Origin of the sequence: Paramagnetospirillum kuznetsovii, from assembly GCF_003284725.1 — a bacterium.
GTDB lineage: Bacteria > Pseudomonadota > Alphaproteobacteria > Rhodospirillales > Magnetospirillaceae > Phaeospirillum > Phaeospirillum kuznetsovii.
This window is the reverse complement of record NZ_PGTO01000004.1, coordinates 116,015-142,596: the sequence shown is the minus strand read 5'-3', so window position 1 is coordinate 142,596 and position 26,582 is coordinate 116,015. Positions and strand designations below refer to the sequence as shown.

The window sequence follows — 26,582 nt, the reverse complement described above, 5'->3', positions numbered from 1 at the left end:
TCCGTCAGCTTTTTTGGGGGTCGACGCAGCCCAGCACGCGGTGAAGCTTGGCCGGGCTGATCACGGCACCATAGAGATTGCTGCGCCAGATATCGGCGCTGTCCAGATGGGCGCCTTCGAGAAAAGCGCCACGCAGATCGGCATGGGACATGTCGGCCTCGGCCAGCAAGGCCTGATCCAGATTGGCGCCGCGCAGATCGGCATCACTCAGATTGCAGTCCTTGAGATTGGCTTCGCGCAGATCGGCATTGCGCAGATCCGCCTCGCGAAAGCTGATGGAGCGCAGATCGCGCCCCTTGAGGTCGGCCCCCGACAGGTCGGCGTGGTCGAACTTGGCGCGCACGCCGTCCTTATCGCCCTTCAGCCATTTGGCATGGGCGGTCAGGATCTGTTCGAGCTTCTGGATGGAGATCATTGACCTAGCCCCCTGAGCTTTCCGGCGGATGAGGTGGAAAGAAGATCGAAATCGCCCTGGCTGTCGAAGGCGATGCTGCGCCGGGTCGCGCCCGACAGGAACAGCACGCCGCTGACCCGGTAGGTGAGTCCCTTGGCGTCCGGCGCTCCCATGATCTGGCGCAGGATATCCGCAGTCGCCACGCTGGCGACGCCTTCGGTCTCGGCGTCGGACAGGCGGGGCACCGTGAGGGAATGGTCGCTTGTCCCCTTGGCGAAGGGCTTGCCGTTGAGGCCCAGCGCGAAACGCAGGCCATTGATCTCCATGGGCGTGTCGTTGAGGTTACGAATGCGCAACCCCACCGCCAGACGCTGTTCGAACAGCGACACATCCATGGGCCGCAGGTCGACCAGGATGACTTCCGGCGGCTCGGTGAATTCCGTCGGCGCGCAGGCGGCGAGGAACATGATCAGCAGCGTGGCCAGCCAGCGGCCGGGACGCCCGCGCTCCCATTTTATCTGGAGCGCGGGCGTCCCGCCCGCATATCCGTAACCTGCCATCATATCTCCTCCACTTCGGCGATGCCGGAAATGGAGCGCAGCGCGCTCATGAATTTCGGCGTGATCGCGATGCTCCCCTTAAGGCCCAGTTCCACCTCGCGCCCGGCGGCACGGGCGACGATGCGGATCAGGTTGCGGCCCCTGCCCTCGCCGTTGATCAGGGCCTGAAGCTCGCGGATGGGAGCCTCGTTATCGATGACGATGCGGATGCCCGCCGCGGCCTTGGCGGATTCCTGATCCAGCGAGGCGATGCGCTGGCAGGTCATGCGCAACTGGTCCTCTTCCAGCTTGGCATCCACCTCGATCAGCAGCGGCCCGCCCGCCTCCAAGACCTCACGCGACGCCGCCAGGGTCTCGGAGAAGCAGGTCACCTCGAACATGCCGCTGGCGTCGGAGAATTGCAGGAAGGCATAGCGCGAGCCCTTGGCCGAGACCCGTTCCTGCTTGGACAGCAGCGAACCGGCGAGGCGCACCCTTCCCTTGCCGCCGCTTTGCAGATGGCGCGGCAATTCGGCGATCTTGAAGACGTTCAGACGCTTCATGCTCTTGGCATAGGCATCCAGCGGATGGGCCGACAGATAGAACCCCACCGCCTCGAATTCCTGGTTGAGCTTCTCGTGCGGTGACCAGTCGGGGCCGTTTTCCAGCTTGAGCGTCGGGGCATTGGAACCGCCCAACAGACTCATCTGGTTGGAGGCGCGGTCCTCGGCGGCCTGGGCGGCGTAGCGGGTCAGGGTGTCGGCGTTCTTGAACAGGCGTCCGCGATTCTTGTCCAGGGTATCGAACACCCCGGCCTTGACCATGTTCTCCAACTGGCGGCGGTTGAGCACGCGGGAATCCATGCGGGCGGCGAAATCGCCCAGATCCTTGAACCTGCCGCCGCGCTCGCGCTCCTCGGTCAGTGACGTCATGGCCGCCTCGCCCACATTCTTCAGGGCGGCCAGGGCATAGCGGACCGCCTGGGTGCCGTCGGGCAAGATCTCCACCGAGAAGGTCGGCTGCGAGGTGTTGATATCGGGCGGCAACAGCTTGATGCCGAGGCGGTCAAGCTCCTGGCGGAAGCCGTTGAGCTTGTCCGTATTGGCCATTTCATAGGTCATGGTCGCCGCCATGAACTCGGCCGGGTGATTGGCCTTCAGCCAGGCGGTCTGATAGGCGATCAGGGCATAGGCGGCGGCGTGCGACTTGTTGAAGCCGTATTCGGCGAACTTGGCCACCTTGTCGAAGATCATCGACGCTTGCGCGCCGTCGACGCCCCGCGCGACAGCGCCTTCGACAAACGTCTTGCGCTGGGCCTCCATCTCCTCCCTGATCTTCTTGCCCATGGCGCGGCGCAGCAGATCGGCGCCGCCGAGCGAGTAGCCCGACAGCACCTGGGCGATCTGCATCACCTGCTCCTGATAGACCATGATCCCGAAGGTCTCCTTCAGGATGGGCTCCAGCAGCGGATGCATGTAGTCCGGCTCTTCCTTGCCGTGCTTGCAGGCGATGTAGCGCGGAATCTGGTCCATGGGACCGGGACGGTACAGCGCCACCACGGCGATCAGGTCTTCCAGCCGGTTTGGCCCCATCTTGCGCAACACGTCGCGCATGCCGGAACTTTCCAGCTGGAACACCCCGGCCGCATCGCCCCGGGCCAACAGATCGTAGGATTTCTGATCATCCAAGGGGATGGCCGAAAGGTCGATGCTTATACCCTTGGTCTTCTTGACGTGCTTGACGGCGGTTTCCATCACCGTCAGCGTCTTCAGGCCCAGGAAGTCGAACTTCACCAGACCGGCGGGTTCCACCCATTTCATGTTGAACTGGGTGACCGGCATGTCGGACCGGGGATCGCGATACAGCGGCACCAGCTCGTCCAGCGGCCGGTCGCCGATCACCACGCCGGCGGCATGGGTGGACGCGTGGCGGTACAGACCTTCCAGCTTCATGGCGAGGTCGAGCAGATGGCCGACCGCCTCGTCGCGCTCCTTCATCTCCTTCAGCAGCGGCTCGGAGTCCAGCGCCTGTTCCAGGGTCATGGGATTGGCGGGATTGTTGGGCACCATCTTGCACAGCCGGTCCACCTGACCATAGGGCATCTGCAACACGCGCCCCACGTCGCGCAGCACGGCGCGGGCCTGAAGCTTTCCGAAGGTGATGATCTGGGCCACCTGGCCATAGCCGTAGCGGTCCTGGACGTAGCGGATGGTCTCTTCCCGGCGGTCCTGGCAGAAGTCGATGTCGAAGTCGGGCATGGAGACGCGTTCGGGATTGAGGAACCGCTCGAACAGCAGCCCCCAGCGCAACGGGTCGAGATCGGTGATGGTCAGCGCCCAGGCCACCGCCGAACCGGCGCCGGAACCGCGCCCCGGCCCCACCGGGATATCGTGGGCCTTGGACCACTGGATGAAGTCGGACACGATCAGGAAATAGCCGGGAAAGCCCATCTGCTCGATGACGTTAAGCTCGAAATCCACCCGCTCGCGATAGGGCTTGGCGGCGTGCTCGCGCTCGTCATCGGTCATGCCGGGCTGGAAGACATGCTTCCACAGCCGCTTTTCCAACCCCTCCAGGGTGGTCTTGCGCAGCACCTCGGCCTCGGTCAGGCCGTCCATGCGGAAGGGCGGCAGGATGGGCTTGCGCTTGAGCGCCATATAGGCGCAGCGCTTGGCGATCACCAGCGTGTTGTCGCAGGCCTCGGGCAGATCGGCGAACAGTTCGCGCATCTCGGCGGGCGACTTGAAATAATGCTCCGGCGTCAGGCGGCGGCGCTCGTCCTGGGAGACATAGGCGCCGTCGGCGATGCAGATCAGGGCGTCGTGGGCCTCGTACATGCCCCGGTCGGCGAAGAAGGCCTCGTTCGTCGCGACCAGCGGCAGATCGTGCTTGTAGGCCAGATCCACCAAAGCGGGTTCGATGCGGTCCTCAACCTCCAGCTTGTGGCGCATCAGTTCCACATAGCACCGCCCGGCGAAGGCGCGGGCAAGGCGGACCAGCACGACCTCAGCCTTGTCGGCCTGACCGTCGGCCAGCAGGCGCCCCACCGGACCGGCCGGGCCGCCGGTCAGCGCGATCAGCCCGTCGGAGCGGGTTTCCAGGTCATGCAGGGTCACCTGCGGCGTCTCGCCCGCGTCGGTTTCGAGGAAGGCCTTGGACACCAGCTTCAGCAGGTTGAGATAACCGGCCTCGTCCTGGCACAGCAGCGCCACCGCGTCGGGATCGGGCTTGCGGCCGTCCTTGGACACCGGCCCGTCCTCGCGCCGGATGGCAAGCTGGACCCCGACGATGGGCTGAATCCCCGCATCCGCGCACGACACCGAGAATTCCAGGGCGCCGAACAGATTGCCGGTATCAGTGATGGCGACGGCGGGCATGACCGCCTTCTCGCACAGCTTGATCAGCTGCTTGAGCTTGATCGCCCCTTCCGACAAGGAATAGGCGGTGTGGACGCGCAGATGGACGAAGTCGGCATGGCTGGGCATGGGGAGAGATTACCCCATCGGAGCGCGGGCGTCCGATCAAAATTGTCATGGAGCGCGGGCGCCCTCGCCCGCCCTCCGGACCGCCGAGCCCCATCGCCAATCCTCGGGCCTTTCGCACAACCCCGCCTTGACCGGGTTTTCCTCCACATAAGCAATGACCGCCGCCAAATGGGCATCATCTCGCAGGAAGCGATCGAAGTAATCGGGTTGCCACAGTCGCCCACCGCAGCCCCGCCAAGCATTTATCCGTCGCGCCGTGACGGATTTCCAGGCTTGCAGGATATCAGGCAATGGGATCAGTGGTTTCGCCACCACATGGACGTGATTGGGCATTATCACCCAGGCAATGAGGCGATAATCCGGCCCATCGCGTTCCAACAAGCACCGCTCAACGATGTCGGCAGGCTGGGCAAAAGCCAGAAGACAATCGCCATGCCCGGCGTCGAGGGCCACATCAAGAGAATGACGACGTTTCGCCACCTCCGCCTCGTGATCCAATCGCTCGACCACCTCTATTGGGAGCGAATCGGAAAGCCGGAAGGTCACGGCTTGAATGACACCCGGCGCATCCAGATGAGGAAGGTACCCCCGAGAGTGCCATCCCTTATGGTCTTTCATGCCTCTCCCGCCTGCGGGCGAGGGCGCCCGCGCTCCTAAATCCTACGCTCCACCTTCAGCCCCCGATCACCGCATGCAGCGCCGCGCCGAGCAGGACGATGAAGGTGCCGATCATACCGTATTTGCGGAAGGTCATCCCCGCCATGCCCTGGGTGATGCCGTAGGCGTGGGACAGGCGGGCCAGAATCAGCACGCTGCCCAGCACGTGAATGGACCAGGACGGCGAGCCGTTCATTTCCGCCAGGGCGATCAGCACCACGCAGAACGGCACGAATTCGGCGAAATTGCCGTGGACGCGGATGGCCCGCTGCAAGGTCTCGTCGCCGCCGTCGCCCAGGGACATCTTGGCGCGGTAGCGTTGCTTGACGACCCGGACGGTCAGAACAACGAACATGACGGCCAGGACCAGCGCGTAAGAAGCGACGATTTTCGGAGCCATCTCAGCCCTCCACCAGCAGACCATCCTCGAGACGGATGATGCGATCCATGCGGCGCGCCAGATCGGGGTTGTGGGTGGCGATCAGGGCGGCGACGCCGGAGCCCCGCACCAGCTTGATCAGCTCGTCGAACACCCCCTCGGCGGTATGGGGGTCCAGATTGCCGGTGGGCTCGTCGGCCAGCAGGACGCGGGGCGCGTTGGCCAGGGCGCGGCAGATGGCGACGCGCTGCTGTTCCCCGCCCGACAATTGGCCGGGGCGGTGCTCGGCCCGCTCGGTCAGCTTCATGCGGCCCAACAGATCCATGGCGCGGGCCTTGGCCTTGGACTTGGAGGCGCCCGCGATCATCTGCGGCAGGATGACGTTCTCCGCCGCCGAGAATTCCGGCAGCAGGTGGTGATACTGGTAGACGAAGCCGAGATGGAGGCGGCGCAGGCGGGTGCGTTGCCCTTCGGACAGATTGCCCGCCGCCTGCCCGGCAAGGCGGACCTCGCCCGAATCGGGCTTTTCCAGCAATCCGGCGATGTGCAGCAACGTGGACTTGCCCGCCCCCGAGGGGCCGACCAGCGCGACGATCTCGCCGCCCCGGATGTCAAGATCGGCGCCGCGCAGCACGTCCAGGCTGTCCTTGCCCTGCTTGAAGCTGCGGCGGACCTGTTCCAGCCGGAGACCGTCGTTACTCATAGCGAAGGGCCTCCACCGGGTCCAGATTGGCGGCGCGCCACGAGGGATAGATGGTGGCGGCCAGCGACAGGCCCAGCGCCATCAGCACCACCGTGACCACCTCGCCGGTCTCCACCCTGGCCGGAAGCTGGGTCAGGAAGTAGATCTCGGCGGCGAACAGCTCGCGGCCGATGATGGACTGGATGAACTGGCGGATCGCCTCGATATGGGTGGCGAACCACACGCCGAGCACGGTTCCGGCCAAGGTGCCCACCACCCCCACCGAGGCGCCCGACAGGAAGAAGATGCGCATGATCATCCCCCGGCTCGCCCCCATGGTGCGCAGGATGGCGATGTCGCGCCCCTTGTCCTTCACCAGCATGATCAGGCTGGAGATGATGTTGAAGGCCGCCACCAGGATGATCAGGGTCAGGATCAGGAACATGACGTTGCGTTCCACCTGGATGGCGTTGAAGAAGTTGGCGTTGGCCTGCTGCCAGTCGTAGATGCGGGCATTGCCGCCGGTCAGCTCGTTGATGGATTTGCGGGTGTCGGGGACCATGTCGGGGTTCTCGACGAAGACCTCGATCTGGGTCACCGCGCCGGGCAGGCGGAAATAGGTCTGGGCCGCCTCCATGGGCATGAAGACGAAGCCGGAATCGTATTCGAACATGCCCACATTGAAGGTGCCCACCACCCGATAACCGCGCATGCGCGGCACGGTGCCGAAGGCGGTGGCATTGCCCTTGGGCGAGATCAGCGAGACGGTGTCGCCGATGCGAACCCCCAGCTTTTCCGCCAGCCGATAGCCGATCACCACGGCATCCTCGCCGCCGAACTCGTCGACCTTGCCGCGAAAGTTCTTCTGGAACACCGGCCGGGTGAACATGTCCTCGGGGCGCACGCCGCGCACGATGGCGCCGGTACCGCCGCCGCCCGAGGTGGCGAAGACCTGGCCTTCCACCGTGGGAATCACCCGCGTCACCCCGGGCAGGCCGCGCATGGCCTGGGCCAGCGGGTCGAAGTCGGTCATGGGGCCGGACTGGCCATAGACGCCGATATGGCCGTTGATGCCGAGGATACGGCCCAGCAGTTCATGGCGAAAGCCGTTCATCACCGCCATGACCACGATCAGGGTCGCGACGCCGAGCCCAATTCCCGCCAGGGAGAATCCGGCAATTACCGAGATGAAGCCTTCCTTGCGCCGCGCCCGCAGATACCGGAACGCCACCATCCGCTCGAACGCGTCGAAGATCATAGCCACACTCACGCAGACTAAAATTGAGGCCACAGATAAACACAGATGCACACGGATAAGAACCGATCGGTAACCTAACTATCGTCATGCCCGGACTTGTTCCGGGCATCCACGCCCATCCGTCGAGCGTAATGTTTCCAAGGACGTTCGAGCGCGCCCGCGTGGATCACCGGGACAAGCCCGGTGATGACGAATAGAAATTACCCCACCAGCCTTGCCAGCGCCGAGTCCACCGACAGTTCCACCTTTTCGTCGGTGGCGCGGTTCTTCAGCTCCACCACACCCTGGGCCAGGCCCTTGGGTCCGGCGATCAACTGCCACGGCAGGCCGATCAGGTCCATATCGGCGAACTTGACCCCGGCGCGGTCGTCGCGGTCGTCGTAGAGCACCTCGACCCCGGCGGCGCCCAGCTTGGCGTAGATGTCGTCGCAGGTCTTGTCGCAGAGCGCGTCGCCCGCCTTCAGATTGATCAGGCCCACCTTGAACGGCGCCACGCTTTCCGGCCACTTGATGCCGCGATCGTCGTGATAGGCCTCGATGATGGCGCCAACAAGGCGCGACACGCCGATGCCGTAGGAGCCCATCTCGGCGAAGACCGGCTCGCCGTCCTTGCCCTGGACCATGGCGTTCATGGCCTTGGAATACTTGGTGCCGAAATAGAAGATGTGGCCGACCTCGATGCCGCGGGCTTCGCGCAGCCGCTCGGGCGGCGGCACGTTGGGGCCGCCGGGAACATGCTTCTCGTCGGTGGCGGCATAGAGGTCGTTAAGCGCCGCCAGATCGATCTCGCCCTTGGCGGCCAGATCGTCATAGGCGATGTCGTAGAAGACGCCGCTCTCGCCCGTCTCTGCCAACACGTGGAACTCATGAGTGAGGTTGCCGCCGATGGCGCCGGAATCCGCCTGCATGGGAATGGCGGTCAGGCCCATGCGCTTGAAAGTCTTCAGATAGGCGGTGAACATCGCCTCGTAAGACCTTTTGGCACCTTCGAAATCCATGTCGAAGGAATAGGAATCCTTCATGAGGAATTCGCGACCGCGCATGACGCCGAAACGGGGACGCACCTCGTCGCGGAACTTCCACTGGATGTGATAGAGGATCTTGGGCAGGTCGCGATAGCTGCGGACATTGTCGCGGAAAAGCTGGGTGATCAGCTCCTCGTTGGTGGGGCCGTAGAGCATCTCGCGGTCATGGCGATCCTTGAAGCGCAGCATCTCCTTGCCATAGGCGTCGTAGCGCTCGGATTCGCGCCAGATATCGGCCGACTGGATGGTGGGCATCAGCAGTTCCTGGGCGCCCGCCGCGTCCTGCTCTTCCCGCACGATTTGCTCGATCTTGCGCAGCACCTTGAAGCCCAGCGGCAGCCAGGAATAGATGCCGGCCGCCGACTGGCGCACCATGCCCGCCCGCAGCATCAGGCGATGCGACGCGATCTGGGCTTCGGAAGGTGTCTCCTTCAGGGTCGGCAGGAAAAACGCGGAACGGCGCATGAGAGTCCTCGAAACGGCAAAGGGGGATCGCCGGGGACAATAGGCAATGCGAGGCCGCTTGGCAATGAATTGGGGGCTACTTCACCCCTTGCTTGGCGCAAGCGGCGGCCAGCTTCTGCTGATCCTCGGAGATCATGGGCTGGTCATTGAAGGTGAAGGCGTTGCGGGCGATGTCGTATTTCACCGTTCCCACCTTCATCTGGGTGGAATCAAGCCCCTTGGCCGAAATGCCCGCCAGGGTTCCCTCGGTCGCCATGTTGGTGTCGGTATAGGTCTGGCGCAGGGTGGTGTCCTTGGTTGCCAGCGACGTCTGGGTCGCGGTGTTGGTGGCGATGGAGGAATTGACCGTGGTGATCTGGCTGTTGATGCTGCTGATCTGCGGCGTATAGGTCGAATCGATTTCCGATTGCCGGATGGTGCGCACGGTCGTCTGCGCCGCGGTGGGCGACGAGCCGCCGGTGGAGGCGACATTGGCGGCGGTCGCGGCGCTGTAATTCGTGTTCACCGTGCTCAACTGGGTATTCAGGGTGGAGAGCTGGGAACTCAGCGCCGTTCCCTCCGACTTCGCGGTGGCGATGGCGGTGGTGTTGCTGGCCACATTGGCCGCCGCCGTCGCCTTGTTCTGATTGGCGGTATTGCGCTTGGCGTAACTCAGCGGGTTGATGGTGATGGGGATTTCCAGAACATCGGGAATCAGCTTCTTGGCGAACTCGGCCCGGCCGGGATCGGTATCGGCCGAGGCCACCGGCCTGCCGCGCACGTCCACCCCCGGCTTGTAAGCCACATCGGCGGAGGGCTGGTGCTGGATCAGGCGCGAGCAATCCAGCTTGGTGATGGTGATCACCATGGGGCCGCCGGTGGCCTGGGCCTGCTGCGCCTGGGCGGGAATAACCGCCAGTCCGCAAACCCCCAGGGCGATGACGCCGTACCGAATGGGCATGACAACCTCCTTAGCGCAACCATGCTGATTTTAACGTCCCGCGATAAAGAATTTCATAAAAATCGGCTGCGAAGAAACCATTGCGCTATTTTTGGGGTGACGAATGGAAGGCAATTGCGTATTGTGCCGCCAAGCTCGGGAAACGGGCATCGTATCCGATAACCGGTCGCAACAAGCGGCTTGAGTTTCGGGAGGAATCCATCAGGCTCGGCGCCGCGCGCCAAGCTTCGAGACGCAGGGATGGCAAGATCACGACGCTGATCTTGCCATTTGCATTTTCAACCGTAGAACGCCGTCCCCACCGCCATCCACGGCGGGTTCAGCGCCTTGATCCGAGCGAATGCCGGGCAATCCTCGCGGTGGGCATTGGGCAGATAGCCGATACTCATGAGGAACTCCCCCACCACCTCGCCGCCCATGAAGACGAAGCTCTGCTTGAAAAGCTTGATCCATTGGGGCTTGGCGAGCGGGTGATGCGCCGCGATCCAGGCCGCCAGCGAACCATGGCTGGCCTGGATCATCAGCAGCAGCCGGGCATTCTCGATGGTGGCGGCGATCTTGCGGCGGTTGCGGATGATGCCGGCATCGTTCATCAGCCGCTCCACCTCCGCCTCGCCATAGGCGGCGACCACGGCGGGATCGAAACCGTCGAAGGCCGCCACCAGGGCGGGACGCTTCTTCAGCACGATCAGCCACGACAACCCGGCCTGGAAGATTTCCAGGCTCAGGCGTTCGAACAGCGCCCGGTCGTCGACGAGCGGAAAGCCGTATTCCTCGTCGTGGTATGGCCCGTGCACGGGATGGCCTGGCGCGACATCACAATACCAGGTCATTTCCATCTCCTCTCGTCACCCCCGCGAAAGCGGGGGGCCATGGCAGCCACCCGTCGCTTCGACGAACGCTTCGCCTCGACCACCGAAGTGTGGATTCCCGCTTTCGCGGGAATGACGAAAAATGGACTCAAGCCTGTTCCAGTTCGACCAGGGTGCCTACGAAATCCTTGGGATGCAGGAACAACACCGGCTTGTCATGGGCGCCGATCCTGGGCTCGCCGTCGCCCAGGACACGAGCGCCCTTGGCTTTCAACTGGTCGCGGGCGGCCAGGATGTCTTCGACCTCGTAGCAGATGTGATGAATGCCGCCCGACGGATTCTTTTCCAGGAATCCGGCGATGGTGGACTTCTCCCCCAGGGGATGCAGCAGTTCCACCTTGGTATTCGGCAGCTCGACGAACACCACGGTGACGCCATGGGCGGGCTGCGGCACCGGCGCGGAAACCTTGGCGCCCAGGGTGTCGCGATACAGCGCGGTGGCGGCGTCCAGGTCCGGCACGGCGATGGCAACGTGGTTCAGCTTTCCGATCATGCTTGTCCTCACGGGTGATGGTCTAAGGGCACCTATATCATGAGGCAGGGGCCGAGCCAAAGCCGATGGGCGCTTTACAGGCATTACGGCTCTAGGTTAGGACTTTCGCTCACCAGCGCCAGGCGCGCACGGAGACGAGAATTTGTCCAACGGCGATCCCACCGAGACCGTGAGCAAAGCGCGTCACATTCCAGACCTGCCTGTCGGCGTGCCGCCCATCGGCGATGCGCCCAGCCGTGCGCTGATGCTGGGCCAATCCGTTGCCTTGGTGGTCTTGCTCGCCCTATCGGTGCTTTGGGTGGTGGTGATGAGCTCGCTGCCGCGCATCGAAGGAACCATGCCGCTGCCGGGCATTCATACCAGTGCCGCCATCGCCCGCGATTCCCTGGGCGTTCCGCGCATCACGGCGAAATCCCTGCCCGACGCCTATTTCGCCCTGGGATGGGTCCATGCCCAGGACCGCATGTGGCAGATGGAAATGCAGCGCCGGGTCGGCGCCGGTCGTCTGGCCGAAGTGGTGGGCGAGGCCGGGCTGAGCAATGACCGCTTCACCCGAAGCTTGGGCCTTTACCGCTTGGCCGAGCGCGCCTTTCCCCAGTTGGACGAGCCGACCCGCGCCGCCTTGGTTTCCTATGCGGCGGGCGTCAATGCCTGGATGAAGGAGAACCGGCTGCGTCTGCCGCCTGAATACACCCTGCTGGGCTTTCGGCCCGAACCCTGGACCCCCGCCGATTCCATGGTTTGGCAAAAGCTTATGGCGCTGCAACTGGCGGGGAACTGGCACGACGATATTCTGCGCGCCCAGTTGAACCGCAGCCTGGACCCAAAGCGGGTGCAGGAGCTGTTCCCCGCCACCCCCGCCGATGCCCCCGTCACCCTGTCGAGCGAAGGCGGCAAGGCCCTGCTGGACGGCCTGCCCGAGGCCGCCAGGACCATGCCCGCCTCCAATATCTGGGTGGTGGGCGGCAACCGGACCGAGAGTGGCAAGCCATTGCTGGCCAACGACCCGCATCTGGGCTTTCGTGCCCCCATCTTGTGGTATCTGGCCGCACTGGACGCGCCCGATCTGTCGCTGAGCGGCGCCACCGTTCCCGGCGTGCCGTTCCATGTCATCGCCCACAACACCCGTATCGCCTGGGGCTTCACCGCCACCCAAGCCGACACCGTGGATCTGTTCGTGGAGAAGCTGGCGGGCGAGTCCGCCTACAAGACCCCCGAGGGCTCCCGCCCCTTCGTGGTCCGCGACGAGGTCATTCGGGTCAAGGGCGCCGCCGATGTCGCCCTTACGGTCCGCGAAACCCGCCATGGGCCGGTGATCTCGGATCTGGTGGCCAAGGACGTCGCCGGTCCTGGCGAGGTGGTGGCCTTGTCCGCCACCCTGCTGGGCGAGCAGGATTTCAGCATCCAGGCCCTGCGCAAGCTCAATCAGGCCAAGGACTGGGCCGGCTTCACCAATGCGGTGAAGGATCTTCAGGCGCCGGTGCTCAATATCGGCTATGCCGACACCGCCGGAAATATCGGCTTTTACACCGCCGGACGGGTTCCCATCCGTAAATCGGGCAACGGAATGGTTCCGGCGCGTGGCTGGACCAACGAGGGCGACTGGACCGGCTGGGTGCCCTTCGCCAAGCTGCCGCAATCCTACAATCCCAAATCCGCTCTGCTGATCAACGCCAACAACAAGGTGGTCGGCGATAAATACCCCTATCTGATCACCGCGACCTGGGACGATGGCTATCGGGCAAGCCGCATCCGCGACCTGCTGGAGCCGCGCCGCAAGCTGACCCCCGCCGACATGTCCGAGACCCAGGGCGACATCGTGTCGCTGCAGGCGCTGGAGCTGAAGGATCTGTTGAGCGGCCATGAGTTCAAGGGGAAGACGGCCCGCGACGCCGCACAGAAACTGGCGGATTGGGACGGCCGCATGGCCCGCGACCGCGCCGAGCCGCTGATCTACGCGTCCTGGCTAGGGCATCTCAACCGCGCCGTCTTCGCCGATGAATTGAAGGAGCGCTTCGAGGCCATCGCCGCGCCGAGGGCGCAGATGCTGCTGGAAGCCCTCACCCGGCGGCGGCATTGGTGCGACGACGTCTCGACACCGGAGCCGGAAAGCTGCGAGGACATGATCGAGCGCGCCTTGGAGCAGGCCCTGGCCGACCTTGCCGGGCGCTGGGGCAACGACATGGCCAAGTGGTCCTGGGGCGCGACCCATCGGGCGACATTCGACAACGCCGTGCTGGGCAAGGTGCCGCTGGTGGCCAATCTGGCCAATCTGGCCATCGCCACCGACGGCGACAACTACACGGTGTCGCGCGGAAGCTATGTCGCCGATGCCAAGGCCACCGAATTCCCGCAAAACCACGGCGCCGGTCTGCGGGCGGTGTTCGATCTCGGCAATCTCGCCAACAGCCGCTTCGTCATCGCCACGGGGCAGTCGGGACTGCCGCTGTCGCGCCACTACGCCGACATGATGAAGGATTGGCAGGCCAACCGCCTGCCCTGGCCGACCCAGGACAAGACCTTCGCCGTGTTCAAGCTTGAACGGGGCCGCTAAGGCCTACATCACCTCGTTGAGGCCGCCATGCGGCGCCAAGTCCAGATAGCTGCCGCGGAAATAGACCAGCGGGCTGCCGCCCTCCTGATGCTTCATGCGCTCCACCCGGCCGATGAAGATCCGGTGATCGCCGCCGTCTTCTTCCCGCACCAGAGAGCATTCCAAAGTGGCGAGGCAATTGGCGATGACCGGCGCGCCGCTCTCCCATGCCGACCAAGCCACGCCCTGCCATTTGTCCTCGGACCGGCTGGCGAAGCGGATGGACAGGTCGCGCTGGCTTTCCGACAGGATGTTGATGACGAAATGCCCGAATCCCTTGAAGGCCTCCAGCGACGACGTGGCATTGCCCAGGCAGAACAGCACCAGCGGCGGATCCAGCGACAAGGATGAAAACGCGCTGACCGTCACGCCCACCGGAGCCCTGGTTTCGGGCGCCAGCGTGGTGACGACCGTCACCCCCGAGGCGAAACACCCCAAGGTCTTGCGAAAGGAACGGGGATCTAGGGGCATGCGGCGTCTCGATATGACATTGATTCCAGCCGAGATTACTGGTGTTGGCTCCGCAACGTCAAATGCCGCTTCGAGAAAATCGTCGCTATAAACATTTTTCGTCACCACATGCCAGTTGACTCGCGACAGCGGGCAGGAATTATAGCATTCTTCGGTACATGAAGATGGTCTGTCCGTCCCATGTGGGCCGGCGGAGCAGGGGAACCGAATGTTCGCGATTATTGGGATGGTTGTCACCATCGTTTGCGTGATCGGCGGCTACGCCGCGCCGGGCGGTCACTTGGGCGTGCTTTGGCAGCCTTTTGAATTCATCATCATTCTCGGCGCTTCGGTCGGTTCGCTGCTGCTTGGCAATCCCAAGATCGTCATCATGGGCGTGGTCAAGAATTTCGGCGTGATCTTCAAGGGCGCCCATCATGGCCGGGACGACTACATGGAGCTCCTGTCGGTGCTCTACGCCGTGTTCAAGCTGGCCAAGACCAAGGGCGACCTTGCCCTGGAAAGCCATGTGGAAAAGCCCGACGAAAGCCCGCTGTTCGGCAAGTTCCCCAAATTCTCCTCCGACCACCATACCCGGACCTTCTTCTGCGACTATCTGCGCCTGCTGACGCTGGGCACCAGCAATGCCCACGAACTGGAATCCATCATCGACGGCGAGTTGGAAGCCCATCACAAGCACTACCACGAGATTTCACACGCCGTGGCGCTGATGTCGGACGCCATGCCCGCCCTGGGCATCGTCGCCGCCGTGCTGGGCGTTATTCACACCATGGGCTCCATCACCGAGCCGCCGGAAGTGCTGGGTCACCTGATCGGCGCCGCGCTGGTGGGAACCTTCACCGGCGTGCTGATCTCCTACGCTTTCGTGGCACCGTTCTCGCGCAACATGCAGCTGTGCTTCGATTCGGACCATTACTACTTCATGGCCATCAAGGCCGGGCTGCTGGGCCATATGCAGGGCTATGCGCCGCAGGTCTCCATCGAATTCGCCCGCAAGATCCTGCCCGACGAACTGCGGCCGACCTTCCAGGAATTGGAAGAGACCGTCACCAACCTGCCGCCCGATTAAGGGATAGACGCTCATGGCGGCGGAAGGCGGCGGCAACCAGATCATCATCAAGCGGGTCAAGAAAATGGCCGGCGGGCACCATGGCGGCGCCTGGAAGGTGGCCTATGCCGACTTCGTGACCGCCATGATGGCCTTCTTCCTGCTGCTGTGGCTGCTGAACGCCGTCACCGAGGAACAGCTGACCGGCGTTTCCAATTATTTCGCTCCCACCATGGCGTCGAAAAGCGCGTCCGGCGCGGGCGGCGTGCTGGGCGGCAAGGTGATCGGCGAAGGCGCCCAGACCTCCAATACCTCTTCTCCCACCCTGGTCCAACATCTGCCCCCCACCTCGGTTGGTCCCGGCGGCGAGGATCTGACCGGCTCCAAGGAATTCGCGCCCGAACAGGAATCCGAATCCAAGGAAGGCACGGACGGCAAGGAACAGGGCACCGGCAAGAGCAAGGAAGGCAACGACAAGTCCGGCATGAGCGAGGCCGAGTTCAAGGAAGCCCAGGCCCAGCGCGAGCAGCAGAAATTCGACAAGGCCAAGGAAGTCCTCGACAACGCCATGAAGGGCATCCCGGAGCTCAAGCAGTTCCAGGGCAGCATGCTGGTGGACAACACGCCCGAGGGCCTGCGCATCCAGATCACCGATCAGGAAGGCCTCGCCATGTTCCCGTCGGGGTCTTCCGCCCCGTTCGGCCACACCAAGGCCATGCTGGATCTGGTGGCCCGCGTGGTGCGCCAGCTGCCCGACAACCGCATCGCCATTTCCGGCCATACCGACGCGGTGCCGTTCAAGGATCCGTCGGGCTACACCAACTGGGAATTGTCCGCCGACCGCGCCCTGGCGACGCGCCGCGCCATTATCGCCTCGGGCGTGCCGGAAAACCGCATCGACCGGGTGGTCGGCCGGGCCGACCAGGAACCGCTGGACAAGGCCGACCCCAAGGGCCTGCGCAATCGCCGCATCAGCATCATCTTGCTGCGCGAGAACGATGTCGGCCCCGCCACCTCGCAAAGCCTGACGGTGCCCATGAGCCGGACCCCGGGCGCCAAACCTTAAGGCTGCCGCCATGCGCCAGGATGTCATCATCGACCATCTTCCCGAATGGGCCGATCCCTGGGACAATCCGCGCTACTATCTGGGCGTCACCCCCCGGCGCATCTACGCCTATCTGCTGGACGTGGTGGTGGTTGCCCTGCTGTGCGGCATGATGTTCATCGCCAGCCTGATCCTGGGCATGCTGTCCTTCGGGCTGCTGTGGCCGCTGATGATGGTTCTGATGGGCTGCGTTCCCATCGCCTATCACACCCTGACCATCGGCGGCGAGCGATCGGCCACCTTGGGCATGCGGGCCGCGGGCATCCGGGTGATGTCCATCGCGCCCGGCGCGGCGGCAACCAATGGCAAGCCCAGCCTGATCCAGGCGCTGATCCAGACCGTCGCCTTCTATCTTTCCATCGCGCTCACCTGTACGCTGATATTGGTGGTGGCGCTGTTCAATCCCCGCCGCCGCACGGTCCACGATGTGGTCGCCTCCACCGTCGTGGTCAACGACCCCGCCCAATGGGGCGGCCCCGGCACCTGATCCGGTCTAGAAGAGACTGCCGGGCCGTCCTATATAGAGGGGTAAACCTAGGCCTGACGATGACGTGATGGACCATTTTCCGCTTAAACGGCCGCATTTCTTCTTTACCACGGCGCCCCTGCCCTGCCCCTATGTGCCGGGCCGGTTGGAGCGCAAGATCGTCACCGAGTTGAACGGCGGCGATGCCGACGCCCTGCACGAAGCGCTGTCACGGGCCGGATTCCGCCGCAGCCACTCCATCGCCTATACGCCCGCCTGTCCGGGCTGCAACGCCTGCATCCCGGTACGGGTCATGGTGAACGACTTCATTCCCGACCGCACCATGCGCAAGATCAGCCGCGTCAACCAAGGGCTGACAGCCGCCATCATTCCCGCCAAGGCCAGTGCCGAGCAATTCCGTCTATTCGCCCGCTACCAGGAATCCCGCCATTCCGGCGGCGACATGGCGCTGATGGGATTTTACGATTACCGGTCCATGGTGGAAGACAGCCCGGTCGATACCTTCCTGGTGGAATTCCGGGATGGCGATGGCGTGCTGACCGCCGTTTGTCTGGCTGATCGCATCGCCGACGGCCTGTCGGCGGTCTATAGCTTCTTCGAGCCCGATCTCGCCGCCCGCTCGCTGGGAACCTATGTGGTGCTGTGGCTGGCGGAAGAGGCGCGACGCCACGGTCTGCCGCATCTCTATCTCGGCTATTGGATCGCCGAAAGCCGCAAGATGTCCTACAAGACCCGCTTCAAGCCGCTGGAGGCCTTCGGCCCCGACGGCTGGCATCTGCTCGATGCCGCCGCCGAGGCCGCTCCGCTTAATTCTTGACCAGGGGACAGGCCGAACCGGCCAGGGGCTTGAACGCCTCTTCCGCCGGGATGGTGGCCTGGATGGAATAGAAGTCCCAGCCGCCCTTGGACTCCGCCGGAGTCTTGACCTTGACCAGCAGCATGTCGTGCACCACGCGGCCGTCGGGACGGATGCGGGGATGGCGCATGACCGCGTCGTTGATGGGCATCTCGCGCATCTTGGCCGCCACCGCCTTGGACTCGGTGGTCTTGGCCGCCGCCACCGAGCGCAGGTAATGCAGCACGCTGGAATAGACGCCTGCTTGAACCATGGTGGGCTTGCGGTCCTGGAAGGCTTTCTGGAACTTGGCCGACATGGCCCGCGCCGCGTCGTCCTGGTCCCAATAGAAGCCCTCGGTGAAGGTCAGTCCCTGGGCGATGTCGAGGCCCAGGCTGCGGATGTCCGACAGGAAGATCAGCAGCGGCACCACGCGCTTGCCCGAGGCGACGATGCCGAATTCGCGGGCCGTCTTGATGGCGTTGATGGTGTCGGCGGCGCCGTTGGCCAGGGCGATGACACCCGCAGGCGAGCTTTGCGCCGACAGCAGGAAAGAGGACATGTCCGGCGCGTTGAGCGGATGACGGATGGAACCCGCCACGGTGCCGCCCAGGGACTTGACCATGGCCATGGCGTCGGCTTCCAGGGAATGGCCGAAGGCGTAATCCACGGTGACGAAATACCACGACTTGCCGCCCATCTTGGTGATGGCCTGGGCCGAACCCGCCGCCAGGGCATAGGTGTCGAACATCCAATGGAAACCGGTGGCCGAGCATTCCTCGTTGGTCAGCTTGGTGGTGGCGGGACCGGAATACATGGCGACGAAGTTATGCTCGGCGGTCAGCTTCTGCACGCCCAGCGCCACGGCGGAATTGGTCAGATCGGCAATGGCGTTGACCTTGTTGACATCGGCCCATTCGCGGGCCTTCTGCGCCCCGATATCGGCCTTATTCTGGTGATCGGCCGACAGCAGTTCGATCTTCATGCCCTTGCATTCGGCGGCCAGACATTCGTCGATGGCCATCTGGGCGGCGGCCACCGAGCCCGGCCCGCCCATGTCCGAATAGGGGCCCGACATATCGGTGAGAATGCCGAGCTTCACCACTTGCTGCGCCTGAACCGGCATGGCGGTCGCGACCGCAAATACGGTCAGCGCCACGACTCCGAGCGTCCTGATCATGATTGACGTTTCCCGTCCCTGTGAGAATGGCGGCGGGGGTGTTCCACCCCTCGTTGGATTCAGTGTAGCGACAAAGAGAAGGGGAGGAAACGAATAAGTGTTTGTTTCCGGTCGAGCCAGGGACGCTCAGACGTCGCAACGCGAGCAATCACGCATCCACATCGGCCACCACTTGGTTCCGGCCGCCATCCTTGGCTTTGTAGAGCATTCTGTCGGCTTGGCTCATCAGGTCATCGAAGGACGCGATGTCATCGCTCAGCGTCGCCACACCGACACTGACGGTGAACCGGATCGTCTGGCCATCCTCGGACACCAAATCGATATCCTCCTGGACAGCGCGCCGCAGGCGCTCGGCGATGATGATGGCCCCGTCCATGCCGGTTTCGGGCAGAATGGCCGCGAACTCCTCGCCCCCCAGACGGCCGACCTCGTCCTGATCGCGAACCGCGGCCACCATCACATTGGCCAAGGCCTGAATGGCGCGATCCCCGGTGGGATGCCCCCAAGTATCGTTGATCGACTTGAAACGGTCGATATCAACCATCAAAGCCGACAAAGGGGCGCGGTAGCGCCTTGAGCGGTCGAATTCCCGCATGCCGACCTCGACCAGTTGGCGCCGGTTGGCCACACCGGTCAACATATCCGTGGTGGCCAGCTTGCGCATCTGCTCGCGCTGTCCGAGCGCGATGGTATGAGCGCGCAAGACCATCGCCGTCAAAGCCAGAAGGGCCAGAAAGCCGCCCGACAATTGCCAGGCCCGCCGCCGCCATTCCCGCAGCACCCCTTGTTTGTCGAAGCCGACGATGATCAGCAGCGGAATATCCTCGATCTTGCTCATGCCGAAAATACGTTCGCGCCCATCCAGCGGCGAGACGGCGACAAAGGATGCGCTCGAGCGTGTCGCGCCAAAGCTCGGCTGTCCCGGCGTTGTCGGCGCGCGCTTGCCGATGGATTCGGGCAATGGCGGATTGCGGGCGAGCAAGGTGCCGTCGCCATCCACGATGGCCAGGACGTCGTTGGTCTCGACCGCGAAGGACGTGATCCAGTCCTGGGCACGGGCCAATTCGATCGCCGCCAGCACGCCTCCCTGCAGCGTGCCGTCCGGTGCGACCACATGGCGGGAAATGAGGATGACCGGCGATTTCGAGGCGGACTTTTCCGAGGGGACGTACTGAATATTGCGCCCTCGCCCCACCGGCGCCCCCGGCTCGGAACAGACCCTTTGATTGCTCCGAAAGCCCAGACGCAAACCATCATGAGAGGCTAAAAAAATGCAGTTCCGGTCGTAGATTGTAATACCGGCCACGCTGTTCAGCGTCGCCAGCTTCTCTTGGAGCAAGGTCTGGAGACGCTGCCGATGAGCCGGATCGGGATCGGGATAGATCAGGTCGCCGGGCGCGATCCTGCCGCTGAGATCGCGCAGAACATAATCGGCGGTCAGAATGGTGGTTCCGAACCACTGGCTCATGAACTGGCTTTTTTGGACAGCCAGCACCGTCTTCTCGGCGATGATGCGTTCGCGGCCCTCGATCAGGTCCATGACCAGCCAACCGGCCACGGCCGCGAAGGCAAGGCCCACCGCCGCATATATCCCCAGCTCCGTTCGACGCAGCCGCCACCTCAGAGGCAAATCCACCCCCCAACTCTATCCCCAATACAATGGACCGCTAATGTTCTAGGAGGAAAGAAACTGTATGTGATGATTTGACGCCGATAGGGGCAAGGGGGGCAGCCCGTGGCCGAATGCTCCCCCCTTAGCTGAACTTGTTGTTCCTGGGGAATCCGGTGGGCGGCAGGCGGCCGATGGAGGCGCGCTTGCCCAACCAGGGGGTCAGGTCGGCCTCGGTACGCGTGCGCTCGCCCAGGCTCCAGGTCAGGCCGCCCGCCAGGGTGAAGACCTTGATGTCGGCGGTGCCGCCATCGCGGTATTTCTGAAGCATGACACCCCTGCCCCGGCTCATGTCGGGGATTTCGTCCGCCATGAACACCAGCAGCTTGCGATTGTCGCCCATGACGGCGACGGCATCGCCCTCCATGGGCATGCAGAATTCCGCTTTCTCGCCGTCGCCCACATTGAGGATCATCTTGCCGGCGCGGGTCTGGGCCAGCACCTCGTTCTCATCGACCACGAAGCCGCGGCCGCCATTGCTGGCCACCAGCAGCTTGCGACCCGGCTTGTGGACCATCACCGCCGCCACGTCCACGTCGTTGCCGAGATCGATCATCAGCCGCAACGGCTCGCCGTGGCCGCGCCCCGACGGCAGCTTGTCGCCGCCGATGGTGTAGAAGCGCCCGTCGGTGGCGAAGACCAGGATCTTGTCGGTGGTCCAGGTCTTCAAGGTAAAGCGCAACTGGTCGCCTTCCTTGAATTTGAGCGAATCCGGGCTTTCGGCATGGCCCTTGAGCGCGCGGACCCAGCCCTTGTCCGACAGCACCATGGTGATGGCTTCACGTTCCACATAGGCTTCGATGGGCACCACCACGGCCGAGGGCGCGTCGCCCAGCTCGGTGCGGCGCTTGCCGAGGACGGTTGCTTGTCCGAACGCCTTCTGGGTCTCGACCACCTGGGCGGCGATGGTGGTCCAGCGACGGCCCTCGTCCGCCAGCAGGGCCTCGATATCGGCCTTTTCCCCCGACAGCGAGGCGTGCTCGGTCTTGATCTCCAGCTCTTGCAGCTTGTTCAAGGACCGCAGCCGCATGTTGAGGATGGCTTCGGCCTGGGTCTCGGACAGCGTGAACGTGCGGATCAGCTCGGCCTTGGGCTCGTCGGCGAAGCGGATGATCTTGATGACCTGATCGAGGTCGGCATAGACCTTGAGGAAGCCTTCGAGGATTTCCAGGCGCCGGTCGATCTTGTCGAGGCGGAAGCGCGAGCGGCGTTCCAGCACCTCCATGCGGTGATCGAGGAAGCAGCGCAGGACTTGCTTCAGGTTCATGACGCCCGGCACCGACTGGGCGTTCAGCACGTTCATGTTGAGCGAGAAGCGCGTCTCAAGATCGGTCTGGCGGAACAATTGTTCCATCACCAGTTCGGCTTCCACCGTGCGGTTGCGCGGTTCCAGCACCAGACGGATGTCCTCGGCGGATTCGTCGCGGATATCGGCCAGCAGCGGCAGCTTCTTGTCGCCCAGCAGCTCGGCGATCTTTTCCACCAGCTTGGATTTCTGGACCTGATAGGGAATCTCGGTGATGACGATCTGATAGAGGCCGTGGGACATCTTCTCCACCGCCCATTTGGCGCGAACGCGAAAGCCGCCCTTGCCGGTGCGGTAGGCCTCGGCGATGGCCTCCCTGGTTTCCACCAGTACGCCGCCGGTGGGGAAATCGGGGCCGGGCATGCGCTCGATCAACGCGTCAACGGAGCATTCGGGCTGCTGAATCAGATGGGTCAGCGCGTCGCAGATCTCGCCCAGGTTATGGGGCGGTATGGAGGTCGCCATGCCCACCGCGATACCCGCCGAACCATTGGCCAGAAGATTGGGAAAGGCCGACGGCATCACCACCGGCTCTTCCTCGGTGCCGTCATAGGTGGGGCGGAAATCGACGCAATCCTCGTCGAGACCGTCCATCAGGGCGGCGGCCACCTCGGTCAGCTTGGCCTCGGTGTAGCGCATGGCGGCCGCGTTATCGCCGTCGATATTGCCGAAATTGCCCTGGCCCTCCACCAGGGGATAGCGCACCGCGAAATCCTGGGCCAGACGCACCAGGGTGTCGTAGACCGCCACATCGCCGTGGGGATGGTATTTACCGATGACGTCGCCGACCACGCGGGCGCATTTCTTGAAGCCGCCGGCAGGGTCCAGCTTCAACTGGCGCATGGCGAACAGCAGGCGGCGATGCACCGGCTTCAGCCCGTCACGCACATCAGGCAGCGAGCGCGACACGATGGTGGACATGGCATAGGCGAGATAACGCTCGCCCAGCGCGTCGGCGAAGGCGGTCTCGCGGATTTCGCCGGTGGTCGCGGCAGGCTTGGTCATGGGAGTCCCGGTTCAGCAGAATGGTTGCGGGCCAATGAAGGACGTCTTCTCCATTTCCCTCGTCACCCTCGCAAATGCGGGGGTCCATGGCGGACGCGAATGAGGCCTTTGGCCCCTATCCTCGTGCGCGGACACATGGATTCCCGCTTGCGCGGGAATGACGAACGAAGTTCGGAAGCACGCGTCCCTCACTCGACCGCCAGAAGCGACATATAGTATCTCATGCACGGAAGCGGTCAACCAGTCGTATGCGAGCGGCGGGCATCACGGCGTGATGGGCGGCCAGGACATGGCGGTCGAGGAAATATCCGCTCAGGCTCAGGCCGTCGCGGATCTCGGCGGCCTCGCCCTCTCCGCCGTCCACCAGGAAGCGAGGCAGCGGCAACAGCCTGTCCTTCCATGGCCCGGCGGCGGAGCGCGACACAGCCCGCCCCGTCTTGGGGCTGACGAAGCCGAGATCCTCGGTGGCCCCGGTGACGGCGCAGGCCGACAGGTCGAGACCGAAGCCGAGATCGCGCAGCAGGGCCAATTCCCAATGGACATAGACACTGGGCCAGGACTCGGCAGCCAGCGCCCCCAGCAGGGCCGACAGCGCGGCATAGGCGCCGGGATGGGGCTGACGCTCGGGCAACGCCAGTTCCGCCAGGGCGCAGGCCGACGACAAGGCGGTCAGGCGGGCGGGATCGTCCAGCACCATTCCGGCATGGGCGTGCAGCACTTCCAGGCGCAAGGTGCCCAATTGCTCGGCCAGTCGGCCTTTCCACCACGCCCGCACCTGATTGCCCGGCTGGGCGACGGCGCGGTTCGCCTTGGATTGGGCGCCGTGGAGCAGACCGGCATGGCGGCCGTGGGCGCGGGTCAACAGGCTTGCGATGCCGCCATGTTCGCCGTGGCGGCGCACCGCCAGCACGATGGCCTCGTCATCCCACTCCATGCGCGAACCAGCTCCACACGAACAGGCCAAGGCCCAAACCGGCCGCGGACAAGGCGAGACCGGCGGTAACCCATTGGCCCTGGGTGGATTTGGGGATCTCCTCGTCTTCCAGGCTCCACGCCCCGAGGCGAAGGCGATAAAGCAGCAATCCGGCCAGCAACAGCGTCCCCGACCACATCAAGCCAAGGGCGAGGTCACGCGGTGTCATGGTCCCCCCACCCCAACCCCTCCCCACAAGGGGGAGGGGCTAAGGATCATCCCCCCTCCCCTCCATGGGGAGGGGCTAAGGATCATCCCCCCTCCCCTCCATGGGGAGGGGCTTTCGTTCGCCTCCCCTCCCCTCGATGGGGAGGGGTTGGGGGTGGGGTGAACCTTGCTCGGCTTGCGCTCAGGCATCGAAATCCAGGCCGATTTCGCTGTAATGGCCGCGCTTTTCCGACCAGTCGTCACGCACCTTGACGTGGATGAACAGATGGACGCGGCGTTCCAGCAGCTCTTCCAGCTCGGCCCGCGCGGCGGCGCCGATGGCCTTGATCTGCTTGCCGCCCTTGCCGAGAACGATGGGCTTCTGGCTGTCGCGCTCCACATAGATGACCTGGTCGATGCGGGCCGAGCCGTCGGACTTCTCTTCCCAGCTTTCGGTCTCCACATGCACCGAATAGGGAAGCTCCTGATACAGATCCAGGAACACCTTCTCGCGAGTGATCTCGGCGGCCAGCAGTCGCTGCGGCAGGTCGGACACCTGATCCTCGGGGAACATCCAATGACCGGGCGCCACCAGCTTTTCCAGATGCGCCATCAGATCGGCGACGCCGGAACCGTTGAGGGCGCTGATCATGAACACGTCGGTGAAGATGCCCTCGGCATCCAGATCGGCGGTCAGTCCCAGCAGCTTGTCGCGCTTGACCAGATCCACCTTGTTGAGCACCAGGATGGCCTTGCGTCCCGCCTCCTTCAGCTTAGCGACAATGGCCCGGGCGTCGTCGTCATAGCCGCGATGGGCGTCCACCAGCAGGCAGACGTGATCGGCGTCGGAGGCGCCGCTCCAGGCGGCGGCGACCATGGCGCGTTCCAGCCGCTTCTTGGGGGCGAAAATGCCGGGAGTGTCCACCAGGATGATCTGGGCGGTGCCCGCCATGACGATGCCCAGCACCCGGAAGCGGGTGGTCTGAACCTTGGGCGAGACGATGGAGACCTTGGTCCCCACCAGGGCATTGACCAGGGTGGACTTCCCCGCATTGGGGGCTCCCACCACGGCGATGAAGCCGCAGCGCTGATCGGATTCCAAAACCTCGCTCATGACTTCACTTTCTCTAACAATTCGGTGGCGGCGGCCTGTTCGGCCACCCGCTTGGATGATCCGCGTCCCTGGGCGGAGCCTACACCCTCGACCGCCACTTCCACCAGGAAGACCGGTTCGTGGGCCGGGCCTTCGCTGCCCACCACAACATAGGCGGGCAGTTTCAGGCCACGTCCCTGGGCCCATTCCTGCAATTCGGTCTTGGCATCCTTGGGCGGCGCCGACACTTCGTCCATGATCGCCCGCCAGTGGCCACGCACGAAGCGGGCCGCCACCTCGAAGCCGCCGTCGGCGTAAAGTGCCCCGATCACCGCCTCGCAGGCATCGGCCAGAATGCCCTGATTGGCGCGCCCGCCCGCATCCTCGTCGCCCTTGGCCATGGCCAGCCGACGATCCAGCCCGATGGACAGGGCGACGCGGGCCACCGCCTCCTTGCGCACCAAGGCGGTGAAGCGGCGCGCCAGGGCGCCTTCCGCCTCGTCGGGAAAGGCCCGATAGAGCATGTCGGCCACCACCAGCCCCAGCACCCTGTCACCGAGGAATTCCAGCCTCTCATAGGGTGCCGATTGCTTGTACTTTCGCCCCTGATTGATGCTGGGATGGGTCAGCGCCTGGCTCAGCAGGTCGGGCGAGGCGAAGCGATGCCCCAGAAGATCGGCAAGCTCGGAAGCCTTCGCCCCCACCTATTCGATTCCCTGGAACAAGCGGGCATAGCGGATGGCCCAGGGCCAACGCCAGACTTCCCACAGGGCGGCGCTGCCGTCGCTGGAGAAGAACAGCACCTCGGCGCGGCCCACCAGATTTTCGGCGGGGACATAGCCCACCTCGGACAGGAAGCGGGAATCGGCGGAATTGTCGCGATTGTCGCCCATCATGAAGTAGTGACCGGCGGGCACCTTGTATTCCATGGTGTTGTCGGCCGGGCCATTGTCGCCCATGGCTTCGATGATGCGGTGCTTCTTGCCGTTGGGCAGGGTCTCCACATACTGGGGGGCGCGGAAGATGTTGCCGTCGCGGTCGCGCTCGATGAAGTCCTCGATGCGCTTCCGGTCCACCGCCTCGCCGTTGATGTGCAGGATGCCGCCCTTGACCTGGATGCGATCACCGGGCAGGCCCACCACCCGCTTGATGTAGTCCACCTTGTTCTCGGTCGGCTTCTTGAAGACGATCACGTCGCCACGCTCCGGCACCTTCTCGAAGATGCGGCCGCCGCCCGGTCCGATGCCGAACGGCATGGAATAGCGGGAATAGCCATAGGCGTATTTGGAGACGAACAGATAGTCGCCGATCAGCAGGCTGGGGATCATGGATCCCGACGGGATGTTGAACGGTTCATAGGCGATGGTGCGGACACCGCCGGCGATGAGCATGGCATAGACGATCGTCCTGACCGTCTCCATCATTCCGCCAGACTTTCCTTTAGACATGAAGAGCGCCGTCCAACATATTGGTTTCAAATG

General features: G+C 64.0%; 25 protein-coding genes. 5 read left to right on the top strand and 20 right to left on the bottom strand.

Annotated features, from left to right (window positions below):
* Positions 1 to 4: 4 nt before the first annotated feature.
* From CU669_RS07340 to mce, 11 genes are all read right to left on the bottom strand, one after another.
* Positions 5 to 415, bottom strand: a complete 411-nt coding sequence (locus CU669_RS07340; RefSeq protein ID WP_112143219.1) for a pentapeptide repeat-containing protein — start codon at positions 413 to 415, stop codon at positions 5 to 7.
* The gene (locus CU669_RS07335) at positions 412 to 957 is read right to left on the bottom strand and encodes an LEA type 2 family protein (protein WP_239988590.1); all 546 of its coding nucleotides are present in this window, start codon (positions 955 to 957) and stop codon (positions 412 to 414) included. The genes CU669_RS07340 and CU669_RS07335 overlap by 4 nt, the downstream gene beginning before the upstream one ends.
* The gene (dnaE, locus tag CU669_RS07330; RefSeq protein WP_112143217.1) at positions 954 to 4,418 is read right to left on the bottom strand and encodes a DNA polymerase III subunit alpha; all 3,465 of its coding nucleotides are present in this window, start codon (positions 4,416 to 4,418) and stop codon (positions 954 to 956) included. The genes CU669_RS07335 and dnaE overlap by 4 nt, the downstream gene beginning before the upstream one ends.
* Positions 4,419 to 4,463: 45 nt before the next feature.
* Positions 4,464 to 5,036, bottom strand: coding sequence for a transposase (locus CU669_RS07325; protein WP_112143215.1), 573 nt, complete (start codon positions 5,034 to 5,036; stop codon positions 4,464 to 4,466).
* Between the two features lie 55 nt (positions 5,037 to 5,091).
* On the bottom strand, positions 5,092 to 5,475 hold the full coding sequence (locus tag CU669_RS07320) for an MAPEG family protein (protein WP_112143213.1): 384 nt from the start codon (positions 5,473 to 5,475) through the stop codon (positions 5,092 to 5,094).
* 1 nt (position 5,476) lies between these two features.
* Positions 5,477 to 6,157, bottom strand: coding sequence for an ABC transporter ATP-binding protein (locus tag CU669_RS07315; protein ID WP_112143212.1), 681 nt, complete (start codon positions 6,155 to 6,157; stop codon positions 5,477 to 5,479).
* A complete protein-coding gene (locus tag CU669_RS07310; RefSeq protein WP_112143210.1) occupies positions 6,150 to 7,394 on the bottom strand; it encodes a lipoprotein-releasing ABC transporter permease subunit in 1,245 nt (414 codons plus the stop codon). Before CU669_RS07310 ends, CU669_RS07315 begins: the two co-directional genes overlap by 8 nt.
* 200 nt (positions 7,395 to 7,594) lie before the next feature.
* Complete coding sequence (gene proS, locus CU669_RS07305) at positions 7,595 to 8,884, bottom strand: proline--tRNA ligase (RefSeq protein ID WP_112143208.1); 1,290 nt, start codon at positions 8,882 to 8,884, stop codon at positions 7,595 to 7,597.
* Positions 8,885 to 8,960: 76 nt separating this feature from the next.
* Positions 8,961 to 9,824: a hypothetical protein gene (locus CU669_RS07300; RefSeq protein ID WP_112143206.1), complete on the bottom strand. Its 864-nt coding sequence runs from the start codon at positions 9,822 to 9,824 to the stop codon at positions 8,961 to 8,963.
* A 278-nt stretch (positions 9,825 to 10,102) separates the two neighbouring features.
* Complete coding sequence (locus tag CU669_RS07295; RefSeq protein ID WP_112143642.1) at positions 10,103 to 10,657, bottom strand: DNA-3-methyladenine glycosylase I; 555 nt, start codon at positions 10,655 to 10,657, stop codon at positions 10,103 to 10,105.
* Positions 10,658 to 10,784: 127 nt separating this feature from the next.
* A complete protein-coding gene (mce, locus tag CU669_RS07290; protein ID WP_112143204.1) occupies positions 10,785 to 11,189 on the bottom strand; it encodes a methylmalonyl-CoA epimerase in 405 nt (134 codons plus the stop codon).
* Between the two features lie 142 nt (positions 11,190 to 11,331).
* Here mce and CU669_RS07285 point away from each other — a divergent pair, with 142 nt between their 5' ends.
* Positions 11,332 to 13,743 (top strand): penicillin acylase family protein, encoded by a 2,412-nt coding sequence (locus tag CU669_RS07285; protein ID WP_239988589.1) that lies wholly within the window; start codon positions 11,332 to 11,334, stop codon positions 13,741 to 13,743.
* Positions 13,744 to 13,746: 3 nt separating this feature from the next.
* Here CU669_RS07285 and CU669_RS07280 read toward each other — a convergent pair whose 3' ends face one another.
* Positions 13,747 to 14,253 (bottom strand): flavin reductase family protein, encoded by a 507-nt coding sequence (locus tag CU669_RS07280; RefSeq protein WP_112143202.1) that lies wholly within the window; start codon positions 14,251 to 14,253, stop codon positions 13,747 to 13,749.
* Between the two features lie 208 nt (positions 14,254 to 14,461).
* Between CU669_RS07280 and motA the strand changes: the two genes are divergently transcribed.
* From motA to CU669_RS07260, 4 genes are all read left to right on the top strand, one after another.
* Positions 14,462 to 15,322 carry a flagellar motor stator protein MotA gene (motA, locus tag CU669_RS07275; protein ID WP_112143200.1) on the top strand — a complete coding sequence of 287 codons (861 nt, stop codon included), beginning with the start codon at positions 14,462 to 14,464 and terminating at the stop codon, positions 15,320 to 15,322.
* A gap of 13 nt (positions 15,323 to 15,335) precedes the next feature.
* Positions 15,336 to 16,367, top strand: coding sequence for a flagellar motor protein MotB (locus CU669_RS07270; RefSeq protein ID WP_112143198.1), 1,032 nt, complete (start codon positions 15,336 to 15,338; stop codon positions 16,365 to 16,367).
* Positions 16,368 to 16,377: 10 nt separating this feature from the next.
* Positions 16,378 to 16,893 carry an RDD family protein gene (locus CU669_RS07265; RefSeq protein ID WP_112143196.1) on the top strand — a complete coding sequence of 172 codons (516 nt, stop codon included), beginning with the start codon at positions 16,378 to 16,380 and terminating at the stop codon, positions 16,891 to 16,893.
* A 67-nt stretch (positions 16,894 to 16,960) separates the two neighbouring features.
* Positions 16,961 to 17,710, top strand: coding sequence for an arginyltransferase (locus tag CU669_RS07260; RefSeq protein ID WP_112143194.1), 750 nt, complete (start codon positions 16,961 to 16,963; stop codon positions 17,708 to 17,710).
* Here the strand turns inward: CU669_RS07260 and CU669_RS07255 are convergent.
* The 8 genes from CU669_RS07255 to lepB all read right to left on the bottom strand — a co-directional run bounded on the left by CU669_RS07255 (position 17,700) and on the right by lepB (position 26,549).
* A complete protein-coding gene (locus CU669_RS07255) occupies positions 17,700 to 18,908 on the bottom strand; it encodes an ABC transporter substrate-binding protein (RefSeq protein WP_112143192.1) in 1,209 nt (402 codons plus the stop codon). The two genes, CU669_RS07260 and CU669_RS07255, sit on opposite strands and share 11 nt — an antisense overlap.
* A 148-nt stretch (positions 18,909 to 19,056) precedes the next feature.
* Positions 19,057 to 20,544, bottom strand: a complete 1,488-nt coding sequence (locus CU669_RS07250) for a sensor domain-containing diguanylate cyclase (RefSeq protein ID WP_239988588.1) — start codon at positions 20,542 to 20,544, stop codon at positions 19,057 to 19,059.
* A gap of 118 nt (positions 20,545 to 20,662) precedes the next feature.
* Positions 20,663 to 22,888: a DNA topoisomerase IV subunit A gene (gene parC, locus CU669_RS07245; protein WP_112143190.1), complete on the bottom strand. Its 2,226-nt coding sequence runs from the start codon at positions 22,886 to 22,888 to the stop codon at positions 20,663 to 20,665.
* Positions 22,889 to 23,108: 220 nt separating this feature from the next.
* Positions 23,109 to 23,822, bottom strand: coding sequence for a DNA repair protein RecO (gene recO, locus CU669_RS07240; RefSeq protein WP_112143188.1), 714 nt, complete (start codon positions 23,820 to 23,822; stop codon positions 23,109 to 23,111).
* Complete coding sequence (locus CU669_RS07235; RefSeq protein WP_112143186.1) at positions 23,809 to 24,030, bottom strand: hypothetical protein; 222 nt, start codon at positions 24,028 to 24,030, stop codon at positions 23,809 to 23,811. The genes recO and CU669_RS07235 overlap by 14 nt, the downstream gene beginning before the upstream one ends.
* A 180-nt stretch (positions 24,031 to 24,210) precedes the next feature.
* On the bottom strand, positions 24,211 to 25,122 hold the full coding sequence (gene era, locus CU669_RS07230) for a GTPase Era (RefSeq protein ID WP_112143184.1): 912 nt from the start codon (positions 25,120 to 25,122) through the stop codon (positions 24,211 to 24,213).
* Positions 25,119 to 25,805 carry a ribonuclease III gene (gene rnc / locus CU669_RS07225; RefSeq protein ID WP_112143183.1) on the bottom strand — a complete coding sequence of 229 codons (687 nt, stop codon included), beginning with the start codon at positions 25,803 to 25,805 and terminating at the stop codon, positions 25,119 to 25,121. The genes era and rnc overlap by 4 nt, the downstream gene beginning before the upstream one ends.
* Entirely contained in the window at positions 25,806 to 26,549 is a 744-nt protein-coding gene (gene lepB, locus CU669_RS07220) for a signal peptidase I (RefSeq protein WP_112143181.1), read from the bottom strand.
* Positions 26,550 to 26,582 lie beyond the last annotated feature (33 nt).

Bases quoted from the DNA above. Each gene is read 5' to 3' on its own strand.
- CU669_RS07340 (WP_112143219.1), bottom strand. From the start codon at position 415: ATGATCTCCATCCAGAAGCTCGAACAGATCCTGACCGCCCATGCCAAA.
- CU669_RS07335 (WP_239988590.1), bottom strand. From the start codon at position 957: ATGATGGCAGGTTACGGATATGCGGGCGGGACGCCCGCGCTCCAGATA.
- dnaE (WP_112143217.1), bottom strand. From the start codon at position 4,418: ATGCCCAGCCATGCCGACTTCGTCCATCTGCGCGTCCACACCGCCTAT.
- CU669_RS07325 (WP_112143215.1), bottom strand. From the start codon at position 5,036: ATGAAAGACCATAAGGGATGGCACTCTCGGGGGTACCTTCCTCATCTG.
- CU669_RS07320 (WP_112143213.1), bottom strand. From the start codon at position 5,475: ATGGCTCCGAAAATCGTCGCTTCTTACGCGCTGGTCCTGGCCGTCATG.
- CU669_RS07315 (WP_112143212.1), bottom strand. From the start codon at position 6,157: ATGAGTAACGACGGTCTCCGGCTGGAACAGGTCCGCCGCAGCTTCAAG.
- CU669_RS07310 (WP_112143210.1), bottom strand. From the start codon at position 7,394: ATGATCTTCGACGCGTTCGAGCGGATGGTGGCGTTCCGGTATCTGCGG.
- proS (WP_112143208.1), bottom strand. From the start codon at position 8,884: ATGCGCCGTTCCGCGTTTTTCCTGCCGACCCTGAAGGAGACACCTTCC.
- CU669_RS07300 (WP_112143206.1), bottom strand. From the start codon at position 9,824: ATGCCCATTCGGTACGGCGTCATCGCCCTGGGGGTTTGCGGACTGGCG.
- CU669_RS07295 (WP_112143642.1), bottom strand. From the start codon at position 10,657: ATGACCTGGTATTGTGATGTCGCGCCAGGCCATCCCGTGCACGGGCCA.
- mce (WP_112143204.1), bottom strand. From the start codon at position 11,189: ATGATCGGAAAGCTGAACCACGTTGCCATCGCCGTGCCGGACCTGGAC.
- CU669_RS07280 (WP_112143202.1), bottom strand. From the start codon at position 14,253: ATGCCCCTAGATCCCCGTTCCTTTCGCAAGACCTTGGGGTGTTTCGCC.
- motA (WP_112143200.1), top strand. From the start codon at position 14,462: ATGTTCGCGATTATTGGGATGGTTGTCACCATCGTTTGCGTGATCGGC.
- CU669_RS07270 (WP_112143198.1), top strand. From the start codon at position 15,336: ATGGCGGCGGAAGGCGGCGGCAACCAGATCATCATCAAGCGGGTCAAG.
- CU669_RS07265 (WP_112143196.1), top strand. From the start codon at position 16,378: ATGCGCCAGGATGTCATCATCGACCATCTTCCCGAATGGGCCGATCCC.
- CU669_RS07260 (WP_112143194.1), top strand. From the start codon at position 16,961: ATGGACCATTTTCCGCTTAAACGGCCGCATTTCTTCTTTACCACGGCG.
- CU669_RS07255 (WP_112143192.1), bottom strand. From the start codon at position 18,908: ATGATCAGGACGCTCGGAGTCGTGGCGCTGACCGTATTTGCGGTCGCG.
- parC (WP_112143190.1), bottom strand. From the start codon at position 22,888: ATGACCAAGCCTGCCGCGACCACCGGCGAAATCCGCGAGACCGCCTTC.
- recO (WP_112143188.1), bottom strand. From the start codon at position 23,822: ATGGAGTGGGATGACGAGGCCATCGTGCTGGCGGTGCGCCGCCACGGC.
- CU669_RS07235 (WP_112143186.1), bottom strand. From the start codon at position 24,030: ATGACACCGCGTGACCTCGCCCTTGGCTTGATGTGGTCGGGGACGCTG.
- era (WP_112143184.1), bottom strand. From the start codon at position 25,122: ATGAGCGAGGTTTTGGAATCCGATCAGCGCTGCGGCTTCATCGCCGTG.
- lepB (WP_112143181.1), bottom strand. From the start codon at position 26,549: ATGTCTAAAGGAAAGTCTGGCGGAATGATGGAGACGGTCAGGACGATC.